Annotated in this window: 18 protein-coding genes and 2 tRNA genes; 16 read left to right on the top strand and 4 right to left on the bottom strand. The window is 71.3% G+C overall.

Annotation, left to right across the window (positions count from 1 at the left end):
- From AQJ64_RS33025 to AQJ64_RS33070, 10 genes are all read left to right on the top strand, one after another.
- Positions 1 to 1,708 (top strand): ADP-ribosyltransferase (locus AQJ64_RS33025; protein ID WP_280529291.1); only part of this gene is annotated, 1,708 nt, incomplete at its 5' end.
- Positions 1,709 to 1,750: 42 nt separating this feature from the next.
- Positions 1,751 to 2,152, top strand: coding sequence for a hypothetical protein (locus AQJ64_RS33030; protein ID WP_059203240.1), 402 nt, complete (start codon positions 1,751 to 1,753; stop codon positions 2,150 to 2,152).
- On the top strand, positions 2,145 to 2,933 hold the full coding sequence (locus AQJ64_RS33035) for a DUF6508 domain-containing protein (RefSeq protein ID WP_059203241.1): 789 nt from the start codon (positions 2,145 to 2,147) through the stop codon (positions 2,931 to 2,933). Before AQJ64_RS33030 ends, AQJ64_RS33035 begins: the two co-directional genes overlap by 8 nt.
- Positions 2,930 to 3,508 carry a hypothetical protein gene (locus AQJ64_RS33040; RefSeq protein WP_059203242.1) on the top strand — a complete coding sequence of 193 codons (579 nt, stop codon included), beginning with the start codon at positions 2,930 to 2,932 and terminating at the stop codon, positions 3,506 to 3,508. Before AQJ64_RS33035 ends, AQJ64_RS33040 begins: the two co-directional genes overlap by 4 nt.
- A 133-nt stretch (positions 3,509 to 3,641) precedes the next feature.
- Positions 3,642 to 4,085: an HD domain-containing protein gene (locus AQJ64_RS33045; protein ID WP_055638888.1), complete on the top strand. Its 444-nt coding sequence runs from the start codon at positions 3,642 to 3,644 to the stop codon at positions 4,083 to 4,085.
- 40 nt (positions 4,086 to 4,125) lie between these two features.
- Positions 4,126 to 4,428 (top strand): hypothetical protein, encoded by a 303-nt coding sequence (locus AQJ64_RS33050; protein ID WP_055638886.1) that lies wholly within the window; start codon positions 4,126 to 4,128, stop codon positions 4,426 to 4,428.
- Positions 4,429 to 4,513: 85 nt separating this feature from the next.
- Positions 4,514 to 5,869: a type VII secretion integral membrane protein EccD gene (eccD, locus tag AQJ64_RS33055; RefSeq protein ID WP_055638887.1), complete on the top strand. Its 1,356-nt coding sequence runs from the start codon at positions 4,514 to 4,516 to the stop codon at positions 5,867 to 5,869.
- A 19-nt stretch (positions 5,870 to 5,888) separates the two neighbouring features.
- Positions 5,889 to 7,133: a nucleotide-binding protein gene (locus tag AQJ64_RS33060; RefSeq protein WP_059203243.1), complete on the top strand. Its 1,245-nt coding sequence runs from the start codon at positions 5,889 to 5,891 to the stop codon at positions 7,131 to 7,133.
- Positions 7,134 to 7,164: 31 nt separating this feature from the next.
- Positions 7,165 to 11,142 (top strand): type VII secretion protein EccCa, encoded by a 3,978-nt coding sequence (eccCa, locus tag AQJ64_RS33065; protein WP_055636853.1) that lies wholly within the window; start codon positions 7,165 to 7,167, stop codon positions 11,140 to 11,142.
- 34 nt (positions 11,143 to 11,176) lie between these two features.
- Positions 11,177 to 12,598 carry a DUF6177 family protein gene (locus AQJ64_RS33070; protein WP_059203244.1) on the top strand — a complete coding sequence of 474 codons (1,422 nt, stop codon included), beginning with the start codon at positions 11,177 to 11,179 and terminating at the stop codon, positions 12,596 to 12,598.
- A gap of 7 nt (positions 12,599 to 12,605) precedes the next feature.
- Here the strand turns inward: AQJ64_RS33070 and AQJ64_RS33075 are convergent, their stop codons facing one another.
- Positions 12,606 to 13,715: an acyltransferase family protein gene (locus tag AQJ64_RS33075; RefSeq protein WP_055635088.1), complete on the bottom strand. Its 1,110-nt coding sequence runs from the start codon at positions 13,713 to 13,715 to the stop codon at positions 12,606 to 12,608.
- Between the two features lie 376 nt (positions 13,716 to 14,091).
- Between AQJ64_RS33075 and AQJ64_RS33080 the strand changes: the two genes are divergently transcribed.
- Positions 14,092 to 14,286, top strand: coding sequence for a hypothetical protein (locus tag AQJ64_RS33080; RefSeq protein ID WP_055635087.1), 195 nt, complete (start codon positions 14,092 to 14,094; stop codon positions 14,284 to 14,286).
- Positions 14,287 to 14,298: 12 nt separating this feature from the next.
- Here AQJ64_RS33080 and AQJ64_RS33085 read toward each other — a convergent pair whose 3' ends face one another.
- Both AQJ64_RS33085 and AQJ64_RS33090 read right to left on the bottom strand, forming a co-directional pair.
- Positions 14,299 to 14,487, bottom strand: a complete 189-nt coding sequence (locus tag AQJ64_RS33085) for a hypothetical protein (protein ID WP_206189746.1) — start codon at positions 14,485 to 14,487, stop codon at positions 14,299 to 14,301.
- A 143-nt stretch (positions 14,488 to 14,630) separates the two neighbouring features.
- Positions 14,631 to 14,701: transfer RNA gene (locus tag AQJ64_RS33090), tRNA-Gly, on the bottom strand.
- Positions 14,702 to 14,868: 167 nt separating this feature from the next.
- On the opposite strand from AQJ64_RS33090, the gene AQJ64_RS33095 reads away from it, so the two are divergent.
- From AQJ64_RS33095 to clpX, 5 genes are all read left to right on the top strand, one after another.
- Positions 14,869 to 14,945, top strand: a tRNA-Pro gene (locus tag AQJ64_RS33095).
- A 214-nt stretch (positions 14,946 to 15,159) separates the two neighbouring features.
- A complete protein-coding gene (tig, locus tag AQJ64_RS33100; RefSeq protein ID WP_055635085.1) occupies positions 15,160 to 16,563 on the top strand; it encodes a trigger factor in 1,404 nt (467 codons plus the stop codon).
- A gap of 243 nt (positions 16,564 to 16,806) precedes the next feature.
- A complete protein-coding gene (locus AQJ64_RS33105) occupies positions 16,807 to 17,415 on the top strand; it encodes an ATP-dependent Clp protease proteolytic subunit (RefSeq protein WP_030967072.1) in 609 nt (202 codons plus the stop codon).
- Between the two features lie 565 nt (positions 17,416 to 17,980).
- Positions 17,981 to 18,661: an ATP-dependent Clp protease proteolytic subunit gene (locus AQJ64_RS33110; RefSeq protein WP_059203245.1), complete on the top strand. Its 681-nt coding sequence runs from the start codon at positions 17,981 to 17,983 to the stop codon at positions 18,659 to 18,661.
- Positions 18,662 to 18,841: 180 nt separating this feature from the next.
- Positions 18,842 to 20,131: an ATP-dependent Clp protease ATP-binding subunit ClpX gene (gene clpX / locus AQJ64_RS33115; RefSeq protein ID WP_055635084.1), complete on the top strand. Its 1,290-nt coding sequence runs from the start codon at positions 18,842 to 18,844 to the stop codon at positions 20,129 to 20,131.
- Positions 20,132 to 20,201: 70 nt separating this feature from the next.
- Here clpX and AQJ64_RS33120 read toward each other — a convergent pair whose 3' ends face one another.
- Entirely contained in the window at positions 20,202 to 21,200 is a 999-nt protein-coding gene (locus AQJ64_RS33120; RefSeq protein WP_059203246.1) for a proline-rich domain-containing protein, read from the bottom strand.
- Positions 21,201 to 21,272: the final 72 nt, after the last annotated feature.

The raw sequence follows: 21,272 nt of genomic DNA on the forward strand, positions 1-21,272 counted from the left end.
CACCTTCAACGTCCTGACGACTGTCTTCACGGGCGGTGCGGGCGGCGCGGCGGCCGGTGCGGGCAAGGCGGGCGCGGTGGCGAAGGTCCTGTCGGTCGCCGGCAAGGCGGGCCGTGTGATCGACCCGATGACGTACATCGCCAAGGGTGCGGGCGCCGGGCTGTCGAAGATCGGCGACATCGCCAAGGGCCTCAAGGGCCTCGGCAAGATCGACATGCCCACGCTGCCGGACGGCTCGGTCCAGCTGCCCGACGGCCGTCTGCTGGAGCCGAACGGCAACCTCCTCTCGCCCGACGGCACCATCGACACCACACCCGTCCCGCACGAGTCCGTGCCGGCGTCGTACCAGACCCCCTCCGGGCTCCCGTCCCACTGGACGATCCAGACCCCGGACGCCACACCGTCGTACGCGGCCCATACGGCCGACGGCGGGGCGCACGCCGGGGCGCACGCGACCAGCGACGGCATCTACGGGGGTACCCCGCACTCCACGGCGGGCACCGGGTCGTACACCGGCGGCGTGCACGCGACGAGCGACGGTATCCACGGCGGCATCCCGCACTCCACGGGGAGCGGCGGGACGTACACCGGCGGCCTGCACGCCACGTCGGACGGCATCCACGGCGGCATCCCGCACAGCACGGGCGACGCGGTCTCGGCGGGTGCGCACTCCGGTACCACCCCGTCGGCCTGGTACCACGACACCCCGGCGAACGCCGCGACACACGACGTACCGACCACGACCCCGCACGACACGACCCCGCACACCGGCGGCCACGACACCCCTGCCGCCCACCCGCACGACGGCTCACACGGCGCCGGCCACGGCGACGACGCCTCGCACGACGCCTCGCACGACGCCTCGCACGACGCCTCGCACGGCGCCGGCCACGGCGACGGCGCGGCGCACACCGGGGACCACGCGGGCGCCTGGGATCACGTGGACGTCGGGGACGGGGCCGCGGACGTCGGCGCCCACCACGGCACCGACGTACCCGTCACCTCGGGCCACCCGGGCACGGACCTGCCGGGGCACCCCGGGGCGGGCGAGCCGTTCGAGTACAAGCCGACCATGTCGAAGGCAGAGTTCGGTGGTCTGAGCGATGCCCAGAAGCACGCCGTGGCCGAGGCCGAACTCGCGCACGGCACGAACCCCGGGCCCAGCGTCAGCAACAAGGCGGGGCTGGACTACGGCCACGCGAACTGGAAAGACTTCATGGACGGCCTCCCCGCGGAGAGGAAGAGCGGGCTGGTCACCTACACGGGTTCGGCTTACGACCCGATCAACAACCATCTCCGGTACGGCACGGACGCGCCCCAGCACATCCTGGACACCATCGACAACATGGACGAGGTCATGCACGCCCGTCCGGTGCCCGAGGACATCATGGTGGTGCGCGGCACCGGAATCGACCACCTCAACCTGAAGTCGCCGCTGGACATGCAGGGTGGTGTCTTCGACGACAAGGCGTTCACTTCCACAGCGCTCGGCAAGACGCCGCCACCGCCCTTCGACGCCAAACCGGTGCGGATGCATCTGCGGGTGCCGAAGGGAACCCCCGCTCTCTGGCTGGAGTCCATCACCCTGGTCAAGGGCGAGCGGGAACTGCTCCTCGCCCGCGGCACGCAGTTCAAGGTGACGCGGGTGTTCATGGACGAGGCCGACGGCAAGTGGCACGTCTACGGGGAGGTTCTGCCGAGGCCGTAGCCTGCGTTGCAGATCGACCCGAGCAAAAGGAACGTGGACACCATGAGCAGTGAACGACCGATCAACCCGCGCTTCGACGACGACATGATGTTCAACCTCGTGTCGCCGGGACCGCCGCGCTACGCCACCGGGACCGACAAGCCGGTGCAGTACTTCTCCGTGGTCGACAAGGAGACCGGTGTGGTCCTCGGGTACGTATGGGCCGGCGACGAGGACGATGCCGCCACCTGGGAGCCGCGACAGGCCGCCGGGCCCCGGGCGTACTCCGAGGGTGGCATCTGGCACGCCAGACTGGAGGAGGCCAAGGAGCGAGGGCTCCTGCCGTCCCAGGCCCTCGCGGAGCTGTTGGCCAACCCGGAGGGCAACAAGGGGCGCGCTCTGCCGGATTCCCTGACCGACGCACCCAACGCCGGCGTGGTCGAGACCCTGGCCGCGGGTGAGTAGCGAACAACCGCTCCCAGCCCCCCTCCCCGACCCCCGCCATCCCGTCTGGTACTTCCCCGTCACCGCCGACGACGGAGAGATCGTCGGGTACGTCTGGGGGGATCACACCGCCTCCGAAGTCGGCTGGGCGCGCCGTGCCGCGCGCAGTTCCCGGGTGCGGGAGCTGGAGGGGAAGTGGGCGCACGAGGTCTTCCGGGCCGGGCAGCGGGAGGCCGCGCCGGTCGTCGTGGTGGCCGGGCTCGCCCGGGCGAAGGGCGCCGGGGCGGTCGTCGGCGCCTCCTCGAAGGAGGTGGTCGAGGAACTCGCCCGCACCGTCACCGAGGCCGACGACCACCGGCTGCCGGCCCAGCTCAGCGGTGCCGACAGCGACACCTGGCGTGAGCTGGCCGACGCCTTCGACGCGCTCACCGACGAGGACCGGCACGTCGAGTGGGTCGGCGGAGGCAAGCAGCCGAACGGGACCATCCACGTGGCGTATCCGCGCTACAGCGAGCCGCTGATGCGGGTCTGCGCGGCGCTGCGCGCCGTCGGTGCCGTCACGCCCGAGTACCGCTGGACGGAGGCCCCTCTGCCCACGCCCGCACCGGACGGCCGGATCGCTCCGGCGCACGCCGTCCGTGCCGCCACCACGGTGCTGGTCGGCGAGCGCATCAGCGAGGGCATGATCGTCGACGCGGCGAAGGACGGCCTCCTGGACGCCATCGGAGCCTCGCTCCGCGCCTGGCACGTACGACGAACCCTTCCCACCCCACCCGATCCACGGAGAACCCCCACCCCATGACCACCCCGCCCTCCGGCAACCCCTACGCCACCCCCGTCCCGCAGGCCGTCCCCAACCCCTATGCGCAGCCGGGCGGTTACCCGCAGACGGCCGGTGTGCCGCAGCAGGCCGGGCCGTACGGGTATCCGGCGCAGCAGGGCCATCCCTGGTACGCCGCGTACCAGGGGCACCCCCAACCCCCCGCCCCCACCTGCATGTTCTGCGCGGGCGCTCCGGCCGTGCACGTCACCTTCCGGGCTCATCGAGGGATCCTGGTCCTGATGACCTTCGGGAAGCAGAGCGGGATGATGTGTGCGACCTGCGGGCTCGCGGTGTACCGGGAGTTGACCACGCGGACGCTGTGGCAGGGGTGGTGGAGTCCGTTCTCGCTGTTCCTGTTCACGCCGTTCACGGTCCTCCACAACCTCGTCGTCGCGCGCAAGGTGAAGAAGCTCCAGCCGCCGGCGCCGGGGCAGCACGGGCCGCAGGTCGACCCCGGTGTCCCCGTGCACCGGCGGCCGTTGGCGTATGTCGCGTTCGTCCCGGTGCTCTGGGTGCTGTTCATGATCGTGACGGGCCTGGCGCAGGGCTCCTGACGGAGACCGCCGGGGGAAACAACCCGCACCCCGGGTGTACGCCCCCGCCTCCCGTGCCTTATGTTGCACGGGCAAAGTAAGGGGGAATTTGCATGCTGTACCACGGGCACGACCCGAGGCGCGCGCCGTGACGATGAGCCTCGCCGAGGTCGAGGCCGTCGCGTGTGCCGCGCACGCCGGGCAGACGGACAAGGCCGGCCGGCCGTACACCGAGCATCTGCGGGCCGTCGCCGAGGGCGTACGCACCCGCGGCGGCGGTGACGAACTGATCGCCGCGGGCTGGCTGCACGACGCCGTCGAGGACGAGGCGCTGAGCGCCGAGTGGCTGGCGGCGGCCGATCTCGATCCGCGTACCAAGGACGTCGTCCTCGCCGTGACCAAGCGGGAGGGCGAGCCGCCCGAGGCGTACGCGCGGCGGATCCTGGCCACGCCCGGCGCCCGGCTCGTCAAGGCGGCCGACCTCGCGCACAACGCCGACCCGGACCGCCTCGCCGTACTCGACGAGGCGACCCGCACCCGGCTGGAGCGGAAGTACAGCGCCATGAGGCAGCACCTCGGCCTCACCCCGCACGACTGACGGCACACCAAGAGCCAGTACCTACACAGGACGACGACGAATGGCACGGGACTACGACAGCCAACTGCTCGAGTCGGTGGCGGTGCGGCGGCGCCGGATGCGCGACGCGCTGCTGTTCGGCGCCCAGCGCGGCCGGCGCACGCTGGACGAACGGCTCGGCAAGGTGTTCGCGGGCATAGCGATCGCCGCCGTGCTCTGCGCCGGCTGCGTCGGCTGGTCCTTCCTCCAGGCCACCCTGGCCAAGCAGAAGGCCGAGCAGGAGAAGCAGCAACAGCAGCAGGAGCAGCTGTACGACCCCGCGAGCAGCAGCCCGTCCGCCGACGCGGGTGGGGAGAAGCGGTGAAGAGGATGAGCATGGGTGACGGGCACAAGGCATTCAGGGCAAATCGGCTCTGTGGCCGAAATGGCGCGATGATAGGTTCCGGTGAGTGGTGAGCACTGCGACGACGTCTCGGACCCAGCTCAGCCGTATCACCCTGATCGGTGAACGGCGGCGCGCCGACCTGGTACTTCCGTCGGACACGCCCATCGGTCAACTGCTCCCCGACATACTGCGGTTGCTCGACGACCGGGTCGCCTCCCGGCCGACCACCCGCCAACTGGTCACCTCCGACGGCTCGGTGCTGCCGAACGACGCCACGCTGTCCTCGGCCCAGGTCGCCGACGGCGCCGTGCTCCAGCTGGTGCGCGCGCACGCCGCGCCGCCCGCGCCCGTCGTGCACGACGTGACCGACCTCGTCGCCGACGACCTCGATCTGCACGCCTGGCGCTGGCGCCCGGCCGCCCGCCGGATCAGCGCCGGGGTCGCCACCGTCGTCTTCGCCGTGGCCGCCGCCGTCCTGGCCCGCGGGGAGTTCGCGCCGGAGTCCGTCGCCACCGCGCTCGCCGTCGTCACCGTGGCGTTCCTGCTGGCCGGCGCGGTCGTCGCGAAGATCGGCGAGGGCAACCTCGGACTCGCCACCGCGCTGCTGGCCGCATCCGGCGGACTCGGTCTGCTCACCGCGTGGACCGCGGCCGACGCCTACGACTGGTCCGGCGAGGCCCGTCTCGCCGGTGTCGTCGCCGCGGCCGTGCTCAGCCTGGTGCTGCTCGCCTACTTCTCGCCCCTCGGCCGGGGCGGGCTCATCGGGGCCGGGGCGGCCGTCGCCATGGCCGCCGTGTGGGAGGCCGCCGCCGCCGTACAGGACCGTCCGGACCGGCTCGGTGCCGTGATGACGGTGTTCTCGGTGGTGCTCCTCGGGCTGCTGCCGCGGCTCGCGCTGATGGCCTCCGGACTCACCGGCCTGGACGACAAGCGGTCCACCGGGGTGTCGGTGAGCCGGCACCAGGTCTCCAACGCGCTCGCCGCCACGCACCGCGGGCTCGCGCTGGCCACCGTGGTCACCGCCGCCTCGGCCGCCGGTGGCGGCTGGCTGCTGACCACCGCCGGCCGGCCGAGCGCGTGGACGGTGACCCTGGCCTCGCTCACCGCGGTGGTGCTGCTGTCCCGGGCCCGCGCCTTCCCGCTGGTCGTGGAGGTCGTGGCGCTGTTCGGGGCGGCGGGCGTCCTCGTCGTACGGCTCGCCGTGCTGTGGCTGGACCACGCCGGCGGCGCCGGTGCGCTGGCCCTGCTGGGGGCCGCCGCGCTGCTGCCGCTGCTGGTCCTCGCGATCGAACCGCCCGAACACGTCCGGATCCGGCTGCGGCGGCTGGCCGATCTCGTCGAGTCCCTCGGGGTGATCGGGCTGTTCCCGCTGGCCGTCGGCGTGTTCGGCATCTACGGGCAACTGCTCGACAAGTTCTGAGGTCTGGGAGAAGGGCGACATGCCGAGCGGTGAGAACTGGCAGAACGACGTGCTGCGCGACCTGAGGGGCGGCGGACCACAGGGTCCGCGGCCCGGTGTACCCGCACAGCAGCCTCCGGCGGAGAACGCCCAGGCGCCCGGCCCGCAGGCCGAGACCCCGGGCTACGGCTACCCGCACCAGCAGCAGCCCGCCTACGGCTATCCCCCGCAGCAGCCCCAGCCCCAGCCCCCACACCCGCAGCCGTACGCGGAACAGCACCCGCAGCCGCACGCGGAACAGCACCCGCAGCCGCACGCCGAACAGCACCCGCAGGCCGCCCCGCAGCAGAGCCCCCGCCGCGCCGCCCCCGACACCCGCCCCGTCGTCGACAAGCGGCTCGCCGCCACCGGACTCAAGCCGCGGCACGGCGAGCCCTTCGCCGCCCGCGCCCTGCGCGCCGTACGCCGTACCGTCTCCTCCTCCGCCGCACGCGAGGTCGCCGAGACCACCGCGACCGCCGAGACGCTCCAGCGGACGGTCACCACCGGCCGGCAGATCGCCGTGACCTCCATCCGCGGCGGCTCCGGCAAGACCACCGTCGCCGCCCTGCTGGGGGCGACCTACGCCCACTACCGCCAGGACCCGGTCCTGCTGGTCGAGGCGGACCCGGCGCTCGGCTCGCTGCCGCTGCGGCTCGGCGCGGAGAGCCTGCGCTGGACCACCGGCGATCTCGCCGCCCTCGTGGAGCCGCAGATGTCGCTGCTCGACATCACCGGCTACCTCGTCCAGCTCCCGCAGAACGCCTGGCTGCTGCCCGGCAGCCAGGGGCAGGTCGGCGCCATGCTCGACACCCGCGGCTACGAACGGGTCATGGTGTCGCTGCGCCGCTACTTCGGGGTGACCGTCGTCGACTGCGAGACGCTGCCCGCCGAGGTGGCCCGTACCGCGCTGTCCGCCGCGCAGGCCCGGGTGCTCACCGCGCCCGCCACCCTGGAGGGCGTCGCCAGCACCCGCTCGGTGCTGGAGTGGATGCGCGGACTGCCCCGGGACATCACCACCACGACCGTCGTCGTCCTCACCGAGACGGCCCCGCACCCCGGCCTCGACCTGGACAAGGCCGCCGAGCAGCTCAAGGCGACCGGCGCGAGCGTGCGCGTCCTGCCGTACGACCGGCATCTCGCGGCCGGCGGCGCCATCCGCACCGATCTGCTCGCCCGCCCGACCCGGCAGGCCGCCACCCGGCTGGCCGCCGAGGTCTTCGAACTGTCCCAGAAGCGCCGTTGACCCTCGCGAAGGGAACCCCGAAGGACAGACGATGAGTACCCGACTGATCCACCGCCCGGCGCGCACCACCCGCCCGCCGGCCGCCTCCGAGCCGCGCACCATAGAGGCCCCGCCCAACCTGCCCGAGGGCAAGGCGGGTTCCATCGCCACCTCGCTGCTGCCCGTCGCCGGGGTGATGTCCTCCGTCGTGATGATGACGGTCGTGCGCAACAGCCAGTTCGCCGGGCTCGGCGCGATCATCCTCGTCGTCACCCTCGTCGGCTCCCTCACCCTGGTCTTCTCCCAGCGCGGCAAGGCCCAGCGGACCCGCCGCACCCAGCGCGAGGCCTACCTCGCCTATCTGGAGGACCTGCGCGAGGAACTCTCCAGGGAGGAGCGGGAGCGCGCCGAGACCGCCCAGGTGCTCAACCCGCCGCCGGACGCGCTGTACGACATCGTCCGCGACCCGGCGCGACTGTGGGAGCGCCGCCGCGTCGACGGCGACTTCCTGCGGGTGCGGGTCGGCACCGGCGAGATGCCGGTCCGGGATCTGAAGGTCGGTCAGCAGGGCTCGTCCGTGCTGACCCCGCCGGACCGCTTCATGCTGAACGAGGCGTCCGCGCTGATGTCCCGCTTCCGCACCGGCACCGACCTGCCGCTCACCGTGCCGCTGGACCGCGTCGGCAACATCAGCGTGATCGGCGCCCGCGAGGACACCCTCCGCATCGCCCGCGCGCTGCTCGTCCAGACCGCCGCCACCCACGCCCCCGACGACGTGGCGTTCGCGCTCGCCGCGCCCGGTGACCGGATCGCCGACTGGGAATGGGCGAAGTGGCTGCCCCACCTCCTCGACTCCGAGCAGTACGACGGCCCCGTCGCCGCCCGCCGGATCGCGCCCTCCGTGCCGCAACTCGCCCGGCGGATCGGCCCCGAGCTGCGCCGCCGCGCCTCCTTCGCGGCCGAGGTGCGCCGCGGGCTGTCCGGCAAGGACGCCCTCGGAATGACCTCCCGGCTGCTGGTGGTCGCCGACGCGCACGGCGACGACGCCGTCGACCTGCCCCGCCCCGACGACGCCGTCGGCCTGCGGGAGATGGGCATCACCATCCTGCACCTGCTCGACGAACGGGTGCAGGAGCCGGGCAGCGTCGGTGTGCGGATCACCGTCGACGGCGAGCGGATCGCCATCGAGGACCTGCGCGAGGAGGAGCCGATCGGCGCCCACGGCACGGTCGACGAGATCGGCGTGCCCTTCGCCGAGGGCTTCGCCCGGATGCTCGCCCCGCTGCGGCTGTCCGCCGACTCGATGGCCGCCGACGCCCCGCTCTCCGGACCGGTCGACTTCGCCGAACTCCTCGGCATCGAGGACGTGGCCGACCTCGACCTGACCCGGCTGTGGGCGCCGCGCGGCGAACGCGCCTTCCTGCGCGTGCCCATCGGCGTCAGCGACTCCCACGAACCCGTCCTGCTCGACCTGAAGGAGTCCTCCGAGCTGGGCATGGGCCCGCACGGCCTGTGCGTCGGCGCCACCGGCTCCGGCAAGTCCGAACTGCTGCGCACCCTGGTCCTCGCCCTGGTCGCCACGCACCCGCCGGAGGACCTCGCCATGGTCCTCGTCGACTACAAGGGCGGCGCGACCTTCGCCCCCTTCGCCGGCCTCCCGCACGTGGCCGGCGTCATCACCAACCTGGAGAACCAGGCAGGCCTCGTCGAACGCGTCCACGCCTCCCTGGCCGGCGAGGTCAAGCGCCGCCAGCAGGTCCTCAAGGACGCCGGGAACGTCGCCGACATCGGCCACTACGCCGCCCTGCGCGCCGAGAAGCGCCCCGACCTCGACCCGCTGCCGCACCTCTTCGTGGTCATCGACGAGTTCGGTGAACTCCTCACCGCCAAGCCCGACTTCATCGACCTGTTCCTGTCCATCGGCCGCATCGGCCGCTCCATCGGCGTGCACCTGCTGCTGTCCAGCCAGCGCATCGAGGGCGGCAAGCTCAAGGGCCTCGACACCTATCTGTCGTACCGGCTCGGCCTGCGGACCTTCTCCGCCGACGAGTCCCGCACGGTCCTGGACACCACGGACGCCTTCCACCTGCCGCCGCTGCCCGGCTTCGGCTACCTCAAGGTCGACACCAGCCACTACGAGCGCTTCAAGGCCGGCTATGTCTCCGGCGCCTACAGCGGCCCGGTGCGTCGCGAGCAGGAGGACACCGGACCGCTCGCCCTGGAGTACGAGGCCTACAACACCCTCGGCCAGGAGGAGGGCGCCGCCCCGCAGGAGCCGCAGATGCGGCGCCGGGAGACCGGGCCCACCGAGATGGGCGTCATGGTCCAGCAGATCGAGGGCGCCGGCGTCCGCCCCGTACGCCAGATCTGGCTGCCCCCGCTGCCCGAGGCGATCGCCCTCGACCAGGTGGCCGGCCCCCTCCAGGTCGGCCCGCGCGGCACCCAGCTCGCCCGGCGCCGCGGCCCGCTCCAGGTCCCGCTGGGCGTCCTCGACGACCCCACCAGGCAGTGGCAGGGCCAGTGGTACCTGGACCTCACCATGGCCGGCGGCCACGCGGCGGTCATCGGCGGCCCGCAGTCCGGCAAGACCACCCTGCTGCGCACCCTGGCCCTCTCGCTGGCGCTCACCCACACCCCGCAGGAGGTCGGCGTCTACGGCCTCGACCTGGTCGGCGGCGGCCTCCAGGCGCTCGCCGGACTCCCGCACGTCGGCGGGGTCGCGGGGCGTGCCGACCGCGAGCGCGCCGCCCGCACCATCGACTCCGTGCGCGGCATGCTCGACCAGCGCGAGGAACTCTTCCGCGTCCACACCATCGACTCGCTGGAGCAGCTGCGCACCCTGCGCGCGGCGGGCCGCCTGCCCGAGCTGGCCTCCACCGAGATCGTGCTGCTCATCGACGGCTTCGGCGCGCTGCGCGACGACTTCGAGGAACTGGACGACGCGGTCGTCGACATCCTCAAGCGCGGCGGCGGCTACGGCATCCACGTCGTCGCGGGCATGCTCCGCTGGAACGACGTGCGGATCGCGACCCAGTCCCAGTTCGGCACCCGGGTCGAGCTGCGGCTGAACGACCCGAGCGAGTCCAGCATCGAACGCAAGCTCGCCCAGACCCTCTCGCCCGAGGAGAAGGGCCGGGTGCTGACCGACGGCAAGCTGTTCGCCCAGGTCGCGCTGCCCCGCACGGACGGCCTGGCCGACACCGCCGACCTCGGCGCGGTCCTGGAGCGCGCCGCCCGGACGATCCGCGCGACCTGGACCGGCGAGGTCGCCCAGCCCGTACGGGTCCTCCCGCACCTCCTCGAACCGCACCTGCTGCCCGGCCCGTCCGCCGAACCCCGCCGGGTCGCCGTCGGCCTGGACCAGACCCATCTGGCGCCGGTCCTGCTCGACCTGTTCCACCACGACCAGCACCTGCTGATCATGGGCGACAGCGAGTGCGGCAAGACCAACCTGCTCAAGGTGATCGCCCAGGGCCTGATCGAGCGCTACGGCGACGACGAACTGGTCTTCGGCATCATGGACCCGAGGCGCGGTCTGCGCGGCGCGATCCCGGAGGAATACCGGGGCGGCTACGCCTACAACGCCAAGCTCGCCGCCGGTCTCGCCGCGGGCATCGCCACCGAACTCGACAAGCGGCTGCCCGACGAGAGCACGGACGCCTCGGACCTGGAGCCCGGCAGCTTCTCGGGCCCGCGGATCGTGATCCTGGTCGACGACTACGACGTCCTCACCACCGCGGGCCAGCAGCCCCTCGCCCCCTTCGTCCCGTACATCCCCTCGGCCCAGGACATCGGCCTGCACTTCGTCCTCACCCGGCGGGTCGCGGGCGCTTCCCGGGGGCTGTACGAGCCGCTGCTGATGGGCCTGCGCGAGTCCGGCGCGGCGGCCCTGGTGATGTCCGGCGACCGCAGCGAGGGCCAGCTCTTCACCGGGGTCTACGCCTCCCAGCAGCCGCCCGGCCGCGGTGTGCTGGTCCGCAGGGGCGAGCCGAACCGACTGATCCAGACCGTCCACGCGGGGACGAGGTAGAGGGACCCATGACGGGGGACGAGGGGGAGCACCCATGACGAAGGACGTCGTCGCGCTCACGCAGAGGATGCCCGACCCGCTCAGCGTGATCGCCGGCCTGCTCTCGGGCGGCCCCGACACCCTGGTCGGCGCGGAGGAGGACGGCGCGCTGGTCCGGCTGCACGACGAGCAGGGCCGCCCCCTGCTCTCGGTGGAGGCCCCGCTGCTCGTCCAGGTCAGGGGAGAGGCCCAGCGGCTCCTCGGCGCCGACGAGCCGGAGGTCCCGTACTGGTGGACCGAGGCCCGCGCCACCACCGGGGTGCGCGAGGCGGAGGCACTGGCCGGCACCTTCGCGGCCCGAGTCGCCACCCTGGTCGGCGGCACGGCCTGGCCCCGCGAGGCCGCGGCCTCGCTCGCCGTGGTGAACACCGAGGGCATGACCGCCGTCCCCGTGCCGGCCGCCGCGCAGCCCGCCGTCGACGTGCTCACCGACAAGGTCGCCGTGGTCATCCAGGACCGCCCGGTGGTGGCGATGACCGCCTGGCTGGCCGACACCTTCCGGGCCGCCGCCGACGCCGAACTGGGCCTCCAGATCGTCACCCCGGCAGGCACCCGCCTCTCCCCGACGGTCCGGGGCGCCCTGCCCGGCTGGCCCTCGCGCTGGGTGGTGCAGGACGAGCAGTGCGGCTACTACGACGGCCTGTCCGGCGCGGTCCTGCAGTGGGCGAACGGCCTGTTCGTGACCGTCGAGTCCCCCGAGGCCACCCCCGAGGACCCCCGCACCCCGGTCGCCGAGTCCTTCACCCGGGAGATCGCCGACTCCGGCGAGCGCCAGCTCGCGATCTCCTTCCGCTGCGTCCACCCGGCCGACGACCGGCTGGTCCTCGGCGGCGCCCTGGAAGCGGTCTGGCGCGAGATCACCGGCGAGCCGCCGGCCGGCTGGGGCACCGAGGAACCCGCCAACCTGCCCTGGTCGCTGCGCCAGGTGACGGACGTGGCGTTCGAGCGCTCACCGGCGCCGACCTGGCTGGTGGTGGTCGGTGCCCCCGAGCGCCCGGCCCTGGCGACGGTCCGCGTCTCCCGCACCAAGGGAGGCGTCGAGGAGGACGTCACCCTCGCCTTCGGCTACGGTCCCGGCGAGACCGTCCCCACGGACGCCTCGATCATGAACGCGGCACAGACCCTGGCCACCCGCCACGACCTCCAGTCGATGCTCGTCCAGGTCCGCAGGGCCCGCCGCGACCTCGCGGTCCCGCCCCGCTTCGAGGGCCCGGGAGTCCCGTACGCCTTCGTGCTCGGCGCCGAGGAGGTCCGCACGATGCCCGGCGACCGGGCACGGCGCACCCCGCTGCGCGAAAAACCCCGAGAACTGGGCCCGAAAACCCGCCCGGCCCTCTACTACCCCTTCCCCGGCAACCCGTCGGACCTGTCGGGCTGGAAGGACTTCGAGAGGCTGATGACCCACCTGAAGGGCTGAGGACACCTCAGGGCCGGGCGGACGCCTGCTCCCGCTCCCGGGCGACCCGGACGGGATCCTTCCGGAACGCCCACTCCATCCGAGGCTCGATCACCCCCCGGAACACCCGCCGCACCGGCGAGGTGCACAACAACGTGACCGTCACGGCAACGGTGAGACTCACGGCGATCTCCCCGAGCGGGCCGTGCAGCGAGCGGTGGTCGAACCACCCCCGGTACTCCGCACCCTTGAGGAGGAACCCGTGCAGCAGATACCCGTACAGGGTCCCCGCCCCCAGCGAGGTGAACCACAGGGTCCGCCCCGGCACCCAGGACAGGAAACAGGCGGTCAGCAGCAAGGAGCACCCGAACAGCGCGAGTTGCATGACGGGCCCGACCCACGCGGGAGCGCCCAGCTCCTGCGCGGAGTCCCGGTGGTAGAACCACGCGCTGTTCATCCGGGGCACCGCCCACCAGGAGAAGGCCAGCGCGAGGACGAACACCGGCACGGCGGCGACGCGCACCGAACGCCGCCGCACCAGCCGGAAGTGCTCGGCCCGCAGACACAGCCCCAGCACGAAGAACGGCAGGAACTGCAGCACCCGCTGGAGATCGAGGTCGTCCCCGATGTCCGGGCTGACGGACGCCAGCACGGCGATGCCGAGCGCGACCGGCAGCGGATACCGCAGGGCCTTCCACAGCGGGGTGGTCAGCCGCCAGATGAACAGCGCGATCAGGAACCAGGTCAGGTAGTAGGGGTCGAGGAGGCTCAGCTCCTGGCCGGGGCTGTGGTCGCCGTAGCGCTTGAGGAGCGAGTAGCCGGTCTCGAAGACGACATACGGTACGACGACCCCGGTGACCAGCCGCTTCACCCGGCCCGGGCTCGCGTCGAAACTCCGGGAGAAGTACCCGGAGACAATGATGAACGCCGGCATGTGGAAGGCGTACACGACCAGGTACGCCGCCTGGAGGACCCGGCTGTCGCCCTTGAGCGGCTCCCAGGAGTGGGCCACGGCCACCAGCACGATCGCCAGGTACTTCGCGTTGTCGAAGAACGCGTCACGTGACGGATGGTGCTGGTCGTTCAGGTTCTTCGGCGGGCGCGGGCTTGGAACGAGAGACGAGACGGCGTGGAACATTTGAGGCACCCTAGCGCTGCTTGTGCGTATTCGTAAAACACCCCAGGTCATTCTCGTAATTGCGCCCGCCCGTCCGTGGTGTCACCTCCGATCTGTCCGGGATGTCAGGATTCATCCACACTAAAAGGTGCATAACACCCGTTGTGTGGCTGTTGTTGACGTACCGTCGGCCCCAATTCGAATTACCCGCGCACAGGTTGTGTGGAGACGGAAACGATCTCTTTCAATTCCCGTGACGGGTACGCCTCGAATTGCCGCGCGGCGCGACCGGGCCCGAACGGCCGCCGCGATGATGCGTCACCGGCGGCATGGGAAGCCCGTGTTGGTGGCACGATGGTCTCGGGAGTGCGGACCAACCGAGGGTGTGTGATCAGTCGTGGCGATTTCACTGTCAGTGGTGCTGCTGTTGGCGATCATCCTGGTGGTGCTGATCAGAGGAGGCAGCATCAAGGCGGGCCCCGCCATAGTCGCCATCCTCTTCGGCTTCTTCCTCGCCTCCAGCGGCATGGCGCCGTCGATCAACCGTTTCCTCAACTCGCTGGCCGACACCATCAACTCGATCAGCTTCTGAGGCCGGCGGCACCTAGGGACGGCGGTGACTGTCGCTCTGGGTCGGTGAGGTGCCGTCCATCGACAGCGCGTTGTAGGAGACGCGGTCGTGGTGTGCCCGCAGCCGGCGATCCTGCTCGATGAGGAGCCCGTCCGCGTTCTCGGTGGCGCGGCTCCCCCGGCGCAGCAGCGTGACGATCAGGAAGACCGCCAGCGCGATCATGACCCCGAACAGGATCCCCAGCTCGACCACCGCAGCCCCCCGTCTGTGCGACCCGCCCTGCACCCGAGGGTAGCGGCGACCCCGGGACGCACTGAAGGCCCGGGGGAGGAAACCAGCCTCCCGCCCGGGCCTTCGGCGTACAGAGCGGGCGACGGGAATCGAACCCGCGTAGCTAGTTTGGAAGACTAGGGCTCTACCATTGAGCTACGCCCGCACAGGGTGCGCCGCAGGTCAGCAGAGCGCGGCGCTGCACGCATCGTAGCGGGTCGACGCCGCCGCCCGCACATCCCTTCCCGGTGCGCGCGTCCCGCCCGCTCCCGGTGCTCCGTAAATGCGGCGGTCAGGCGGCCTGCGGGCATGTACCCTACGTCTCGCACCAGACGGGGTGTGGCGCAGCTTGGTAGCGCGTCCGCTTTGGGAGCGGAAGGCCGTGGGTTCAAATCCCGCCACCCCGACCACCTTCGCGATCATCCGCGCCGTCCACCTGCGCGATCACGACCCGCACCTGGCCGGTGATCGACTTTTGGGTGGCTCACCCGCTGCGGTTACTATGCAAGCTGCGCGCTCGTGTGTCCCGGCCCACCCCGGCCGGTGAACTCCCCCGGGCGGCGAATCGCCGGGCCTGTCGGGCTCCGGCGAACCCCAAGAAGTCAGCCACAAGGAGACCGAACCGTGAAGAGCGCCGTGGAGACCCTGAACCCGACTCGGGTTCGGCTCACTGTCGAGGTGCCCTTCGAGGAGCTCAAGGACAGCCTCGACGCGGCGTACAAGAAGATCAACCAGCAGGTCACGGTGAAGGGCTTCCGCAAGGGCAAGATCCCGGCCCGGGTCATCGACCAGCGGTTCGGCCGCGGTGCGGTCCTGGAGGAGGCGGTCAACGACGCGCTTCCGAAGTTCTACACCGAGGCGGTCAACACCGCCGAGATCGACGTCCTCGGCCAGCCCGAGGTCGACATCACGGAGCTGAAGGACGGCGAGACGCTGAACTTCACCGCCGAGGTCGACGTCCGCCCCGCCCTGGAGCTCCCCGAGGACTTCTCCTCCATCGAGGTCGAGGTCGACGCCGTCGAGGTCGACGAGGAGGACATCGACAAGTCGGTCGAGCAGCTCCGTGAGCGCTTCGCCTCCACCTCCCCGGTCGAGCGCGCCGCCGAGGACGGCGACGTCGTGACCGTGGACCTGCAGGCCAAGGTCGACGGCGAGGTCCTGGAGGACGGCGTCGCCGAGGGCGTCTCCTACACGATCGGCTCCGGCGAGCTCCTCGAGGGCATCGACGACGCCGTGAAGGGCCTGGAGGCCGGTGGCGAGGCCACCTTCACCTCCGAGCTCAAGGGCGGCTCCGCGGCCGGCAAGGAGGCCGAGGTCACCGTCAAGGTCACCCAGGTCGCCGCCCGCGAACTGCCCGAGCTGGACGACGAGTTCGCGCAGCTCGCCTCCGAGTTCGACACCCTGGAGGAGCTGCGTGCGGACAGCCGCAAGCGCCTCGAGAACATGAAGCAGTACGACCAGGCCACGCAGGCCCAGGAGCGCGTCCTGGAGAAGCTGCTGGAGCTCGTCGAGGTGCCCGTCCCCGAGAAGCTGCTCGAGGACGAGATCAACACCCGCAAGCACAACCTGGAGCACCACCAGCTCGGCCAGATGGGCCTGACCCTCGACAAGTACCTGGAGATCCAGGGCAAGACCGCCGAGGAGTTCGACACCGAGACCCGTGAGGCCGCGGTCAAGGGCATCAAGACCCAGTTCGTCCTGGACGAGCTCGTCAAGCGCGAGAAGCTGAACGTGAACCAGGAGGAGCTCACCGAGCACCTCATGCGCCGCGCCGCCTCCTCCGGCATGTCCCCCGACCAGTTCGCCCAGGCGGTCGTCGAGGGCGGCCAGGTTCCGCTGCTGGTCGGCGAGGTCGCCCGCGGCAAGGCCCTGGCCACGGTCGTCGAGTCCGCCACGGTCAAGGACACCAACGGCGAGGTCATCGACCTGGACGACGAGGACGAGGTCGAGGCCGCCACCGAGACGGTCGAGGCCGTCGAGGGTGCCGCCGAGACCGAGGCCGAGGGTGACGAGAAGGCCGACGCCTGATCCGCACCGCCGCTTCGCTGTGACGGGCCCCGGAACCCTGTGTTCCGGGGCCCGTTCCGTTACTCGCGCGACTACGCGCCGCTACGCCCCCGGCGAACACCCACCTCTCCGGGATTCTCCGGCGGGACCCGCGCGTTAGGGTCCATGAATACGAGGGCAGGGGAGTCCCCGTTGCCCCCGGCAGTACACGTGAGACGGCCCGGCGCCGTCGTAAGACGAGCAGGTGGAGACGTGACGAATCTGATGCCCTACGCCGCCGGCGAGCCCTCTATCGGTGGTGGCCTCGGCGACCAGGTCTACAACCGGCTGCTCGGCGAGCGGATCATCTTCCTCGGCCAGCCGGTCGACGACGACATCGCGAACAAGATCACCGCACAGCTGCTGCTCCTTGCCGCGGACCCGGACAAGGACATCTACCTGTACATCAACAGCCCCGGCGGCTCGATCACGGCCGGCATGGCGATCTACGACACCATGCAGTTCATCAAGAACGACGTGGTGACCATCGCCATGGGCCTCGCCGCCTCGATGGGTCAGTTCCTGCTCAGCGCGGGCACGCCCGGCAAGCGTTTCGCGCTGCCGAACGCCGAGATCCTGATCCACCAGCCCTCCGCCGGCCTGGCCGGCTCGGCCTCGGACATCAAGATCCACGCCGAGCGGCTGCTGCACACCAAGAAGCGCATGGCCGAGCTCACCTCGCAGCACACCGGCCAGTCGGTCGAGCAGATCACCCGTGACTCGGACCGCGACCGCTGGTTCGACGCGTTCGAGGCCAAGGAGTACGGCCTCATCGACGACGTCATCCCCACGGCCGCGGGCATGCCGGGCGGTGGCGGTACCGGGGCGGCGTAGGACCACGACCGACGGCACCGGTCCCCTTCGCACGATCCCACCGCAGTCGATGGAGACTTGACCGGTGGGTGTCGCCGGACCTCACCGGTCCCGGCATCGCGGCAGTCCGACGGTCCCGCCCCGCGGCGGCCCGTGGTCCCCGCAGGGCCTCACGTCCCGCAAGGGCCGGCCCGGAAGGGCTCACCGGCCCCGGAAGGGGCCACCGGCCCCGGGAGGCCCACAGGTCCCGCGGGAGCTCGGCAGGCCCCGTAAGGCCCCACGAGCCCCGTGAAGGCCTCCACGGCCCCCGCAGGGGTCACGAGACCGCCACGGAGCCCCGAGGCCCCCGTGGAGCCCGTGGAGCCCGTCAGGGCCCCACGGAGTCCCCGAGGCCCTCGTGGATCCGACCGGGAACCGGCCGAGGCCACCGGAAGGACCAAGGCCGACGGAACGGCCGAGGCCAACGGAACGGCCGAGGTCACCGGGACCGTGAGGACGCCGCCGTCGAAGACCCAGAGGGATCCTGCCGTCAGAGTCCCGCCCGCCCCTCCCAGCCCACCGCCCCACCCTCTCTCCAGGAGACACCGTGAACGACTTCCCCGGCAGCGGCCTCAACGCCCGCACGGCGGCCGAGTACACCGGCCCCCGCGCCGAGTCCCGCTACGTCATCCCCCGCTTCGTCGAGCGCACCTCCCAGGGCATCCGCGAGTACGACCCGTACGCGAAGCTCTTCGAGGAGCGCGTGATCTTCCTCGGCGTGCAGATCGACGACGCCTCCGCCAACGACGTCATGGCGCAGCTGCTGTGCCTGGAGTCGATGGACCCCGACCGGGACATCTCGGTCTACATCAACAGCCCCGGCGGTTCCTTCACCGCGCTGACGGCGATCTACGACACCATGCAGTTCGTCAAGCCCGACATCCAGACGGTCTGCATGGGCCAGGCGGCCTCCGCCGCCGCGATCCTGCTGGCGGCCGGTACGCCGGGCAAGCGCATGGCCCTGCCGAACGCGCGCGTGCTGATCCACCAGCCGTACAGTGAGACGGGCCGCGGTCAGGTCTCCGACCTGGAGATCGCCGCCAACGAGATCCTCCGGATGCGTGCGCAGCTGGAGGAGATGCTGGCCAAGCACTCGACCACGCCGATCGAGAAGATCCGCGAGGACATCGAGCGCGACAAGATCCTCACGGCCGAGGACGCCCTGTCGTACGGCCTGATCGACCAGATCATCTCCACCCGGAAGATGAACAACAGCTCTCTGCGTTGACGCACTGGGCCCTCTCGTCCGTACCCCTTGGCGCGGTGTGACACGGTCCACGCGGAAGTGAACCGTGCCAAGGGGGGCCCGAACGGGGGTCCCGGCAAGGTACCGTCGGAATAAGGCAGCACCAGGAGCCGCTGGATTCGAAAGTGTCCAGGCGTCTCCCAGGCGAAGGGGAAGCACACCGTGGCACGCATCGGTGACGGCGGCGATCTGCTCAAGTGCTCGTTCTGCGGCAAGAGCCAGAAGCAGGTCAAGAAGCTCATCGCAGGGCCCGGTGTGTACATCTGCGACGAGTGCATCGATCTCTGCAACGAGATCATCGAGGAGGAACTCGCCGAGACGAGCGAGGTGCGCTGGGAGGAACTCCCCAAGCCCCGCGAGATCTACGAGTTCCTGGAGGGGTACGTCGTCGGCCAGGAGGCCGCGAAGAAGGCCCTCTCGGTCGCGGTGTACAACCACTACAAGCGGGTCCAGGCCGGTGAGAACGGCGGCGGGCAAAGCCGCGAGGACGCCATCGAGTTGGCGAAGTCCAACATCCTTCTGCTCGGCCCCACGGGCTCGGGCAAGACCCTCCTCGCCCAGACCCTCGCCCGCATGCTGAACGTGCCGTTCGCCATCGCCGACGCCACGGCGCTGACCGAGGCGGGGTACGTCGGCGAGGACGTCGAGAACATCCTCCTCAAGCTCATCCAGGCCGCCGACTACGACGTCAAGAAGGCCGAGACCGGGATCATCTACATCGATGAGATCGACAAGGTCGCCCGGAAGAGCGAAAACCCCTCCATCACGCGTGACGTGAGCGGTGAGGGGGTCCAGCAGGCGCTGCTGAAGATCCTGGAGGGCACCACGGCCTCCGTCCCGCCGCAGGGCGGGCGCAAGCACCCGCACCAGGAGTTCATCCAGATCGACACGACGAACGTGCTGTTCATCGTGGGCGGCGCCTTCGCGGGCCTGGAGAAGATCATCGAGTCCCGGGCCGGCGCCAAGGGCATCGGCTTCGGCGCGACGATCCGCTCCAAGCGGGAGCTGGAGGCCAAGGACCAGTTCGAGGACGTCATGCCCGAGGACCTGGTCAAGTTCGGCATGATCCCGGAGTTCATCGGCCGTCTCCCCGTCATCACCAGCGTCCACAACCTCGACCGCGAGGCCCTGCTCCAGATCCTGGTCGAGCCGCGCAACGCGCTGGTCAAGCAGTACCAGCGGCTCTTCGAACTCGACGGCGTGGAGCTGGACTTCGAGCGCGAGGCGCTGGAGGCCATCGCCGACCAGGCCATCCTCCGCCAGACCGGCGCCCGCGGTCTGCGCGCCATCATGGAGGAGGTCCTGATGTCGGTGATGTACGAGGTCCCGTCCCGCAAGGACGTGGCCCGCGTGGTCATCACCGCCGACGTCGTCCACTCCAACGTCAACCCGACCCTGATCCCCCGCGAGGCCCGCGGCGGCCGGGGACCGGGCGAGCAGAAGACGGCGTGAGGCAGAGCGAGCACATGCGAAGGGGCCCCGGTCGACCGACCGGGGCCCCTTCGCATGTACTGCCGGGGGGTCATGCCTTGACCCGGACCTCGTCGCGCAGCTTCGTGGTGATGTCGGCCGCCACGTCCTTGGTGATGCCCTTCGTGGTGTCACCCGGCGAGACCATGGCGATGGTGCTGTAGTCGGCCCAGGCGCAGAACCAGTCGGTCTTCTCCTGCTTGGTCGCGACGTTCGTGCCGGTGGCCGCCTGGCACTTCATGACCGCGCCGTCGAGGTCGACCTCCTCGGGCTCGCCGACCAGCTTGGCCTCCGAGCCGCTGCTGCCGGAGGAGGAGCTCTCCTCGGAGGACTTCTTGAAGTTGGCGAAGAACGTGTCCAGCGCCTTCTCGGGGTCGGCGATCGTGCCGTACGCACCGGCGAAGGTGATGCCCTTGGCGGTGGCGAGCTCGGTCGCGTCGGGCGCGGTGCTCGGGTCGGAGGGGTCGTAGCCGCTCAGGTCGGCCGTCGAGTAGATGCCGAGCACGGTCTTGCCGTTCTTGACGCCGCTCTTCTCCAGATCGGACGCGGAGTCGTCACCGGCGCTCGCGCCGTCGTCGGAGGCCCGCTTGTAGTCGGAGAGCACGGTGGCCGGAGTGGCCAGCTTGTGGGCGCCGTCGTCCTCGATGCCGCCCGAGGCGCTGCCCGTGCCGAGGACGAAGAACGCGCCCACGCCGAGGGCCGCGACCACGGCGACCGAGCCGATGACGATGCCGGTCCTCTTCTTGCCGCCGCCGGGCACCGGGGGCTGCGGGACGCCGTAGGGGGCCTGGCCGTAGGGAGGCTGCTGGGCGTAGCCCACGGTCGGGGGCTGCTGGCCGTACGGTCCCGCCTGCGGGGGCTGACCGTAGGGACCGGCCTGCGGGGGCTGCGTCGGGTAGCCGTAACCGGGCTGCGGGGCCGGGGGCTGCTGGGGGTAGCCGTAGCCGGGCTGGGGCGCCTGCGGGGGCTGGCCGTAGGGGCCGGGCTGGCCGCCGTACGGTCCGGGCTGCGGGGGCTGCCCGCCGTACGGGCCCGGCTGGTGGTGACTCATTCTGGGTTCCCCTCCAGATGCTTATGTGATTTTCACATCTTGGCTCAAACTCAGTACCTGCCAGGCGGCGGG

This window comes from Streptomyces griseoruber, assembly GCF_001514205.1.
In the GTDB taxonomy this organism is placed as follows: domain Bacteria; phylum Actinomycetota; class Actinomycetes; order Streptomycetales; family Streptomycetaceae; genus Streptomyces; species Streptomyces griseoruber.

What these genes read in the sequence shown, in the direction of transcription:
- AQJ64_RS33030 (WP_059203240.1), top strand. Translation starts at nt 1,751, where the DNA reads ATGAGCAGTGAACGACCGATCAACCCGCGCTTCGACGACGACATGATG.
- AQJ64_RS33040 (WP_059203242.1), top strand. Translation starts at nt 2,930, where the DNA reads ATGACCACCCCGCCCTCCGGCAACCCCTACGCCACCCCCGTCCCGCAG.
- AQJ64_RS33045 (WP_055638888.1), top strand. Translation starts at nt 3,642, where the DNA reads ATGAGCCTCGCCGAGGTCGAGGCCGTCGCGTGTGCCGCGCACGCCGGG.
- AQJ64_RS33050 (WP_055638886.1), top strand. Translation starts at nt 4,126, where the DNA reads ATGGCACGGGACTACGACAGCCAACTGCTCGAGTCGGTGGCGGTGCGG.
- AQJ64_RS33060 (WP_059203243.1), top strand. Translation starts at nt 5,889, where the DNA reads ATGCCGAGCGGTGAGAACTGGCAGAACGACGTGCTGCGCGACCTGAGG.
- eccCa (WP_055636853.1), top strand. Translation starts at nt 7,165, where the DNA reads ATGAGTACCCGACTGATCCACCGCCCGGCGCGCACCACCCGCCCGCCG.
- AQJ64_RS33070 (WP_059203244.1), top strand. Translation starts at nt 11,177, where the DNA reads ATGACGAAGGACGTCGTCGCGCTCACGCAGAGGATGCCCGACCCGCTC.
- AQJ64_RS33075 (WP_055635088.1), bottom strand. Translation starts at nt 13,715, where the DNA reads ATGTTCCACGCCGTCTCGTCTCTCGTTCCAAGCCCGCGCCCGCCGAAG.
- AQJ64_RS33085 (WP_206189746.1), bottom strand. Translation starts at nt 14,487, where the DNA reads ATGATCGCGCTGGCGGTCTTCCTGATCGTCACGCTGCTGCGCCGGGGG.
- AQJ64_RS33105 (WP_030967072.1), top strand. Translation starts at nt 16,807, where the DNA reads ATGCCCTACGCCGCCGGCGAGCCCTCTATCGGTGGTGGCCTCGGCGAC.
- AQJ64_RS33120 (WP_059203246.1), bottom strand. Translation starts at nt 21,200, where the DNA reads ATGAGTCACCACCAGCCGGGCCCGTACGGCGGGCAGCCCCCGCAGCCC.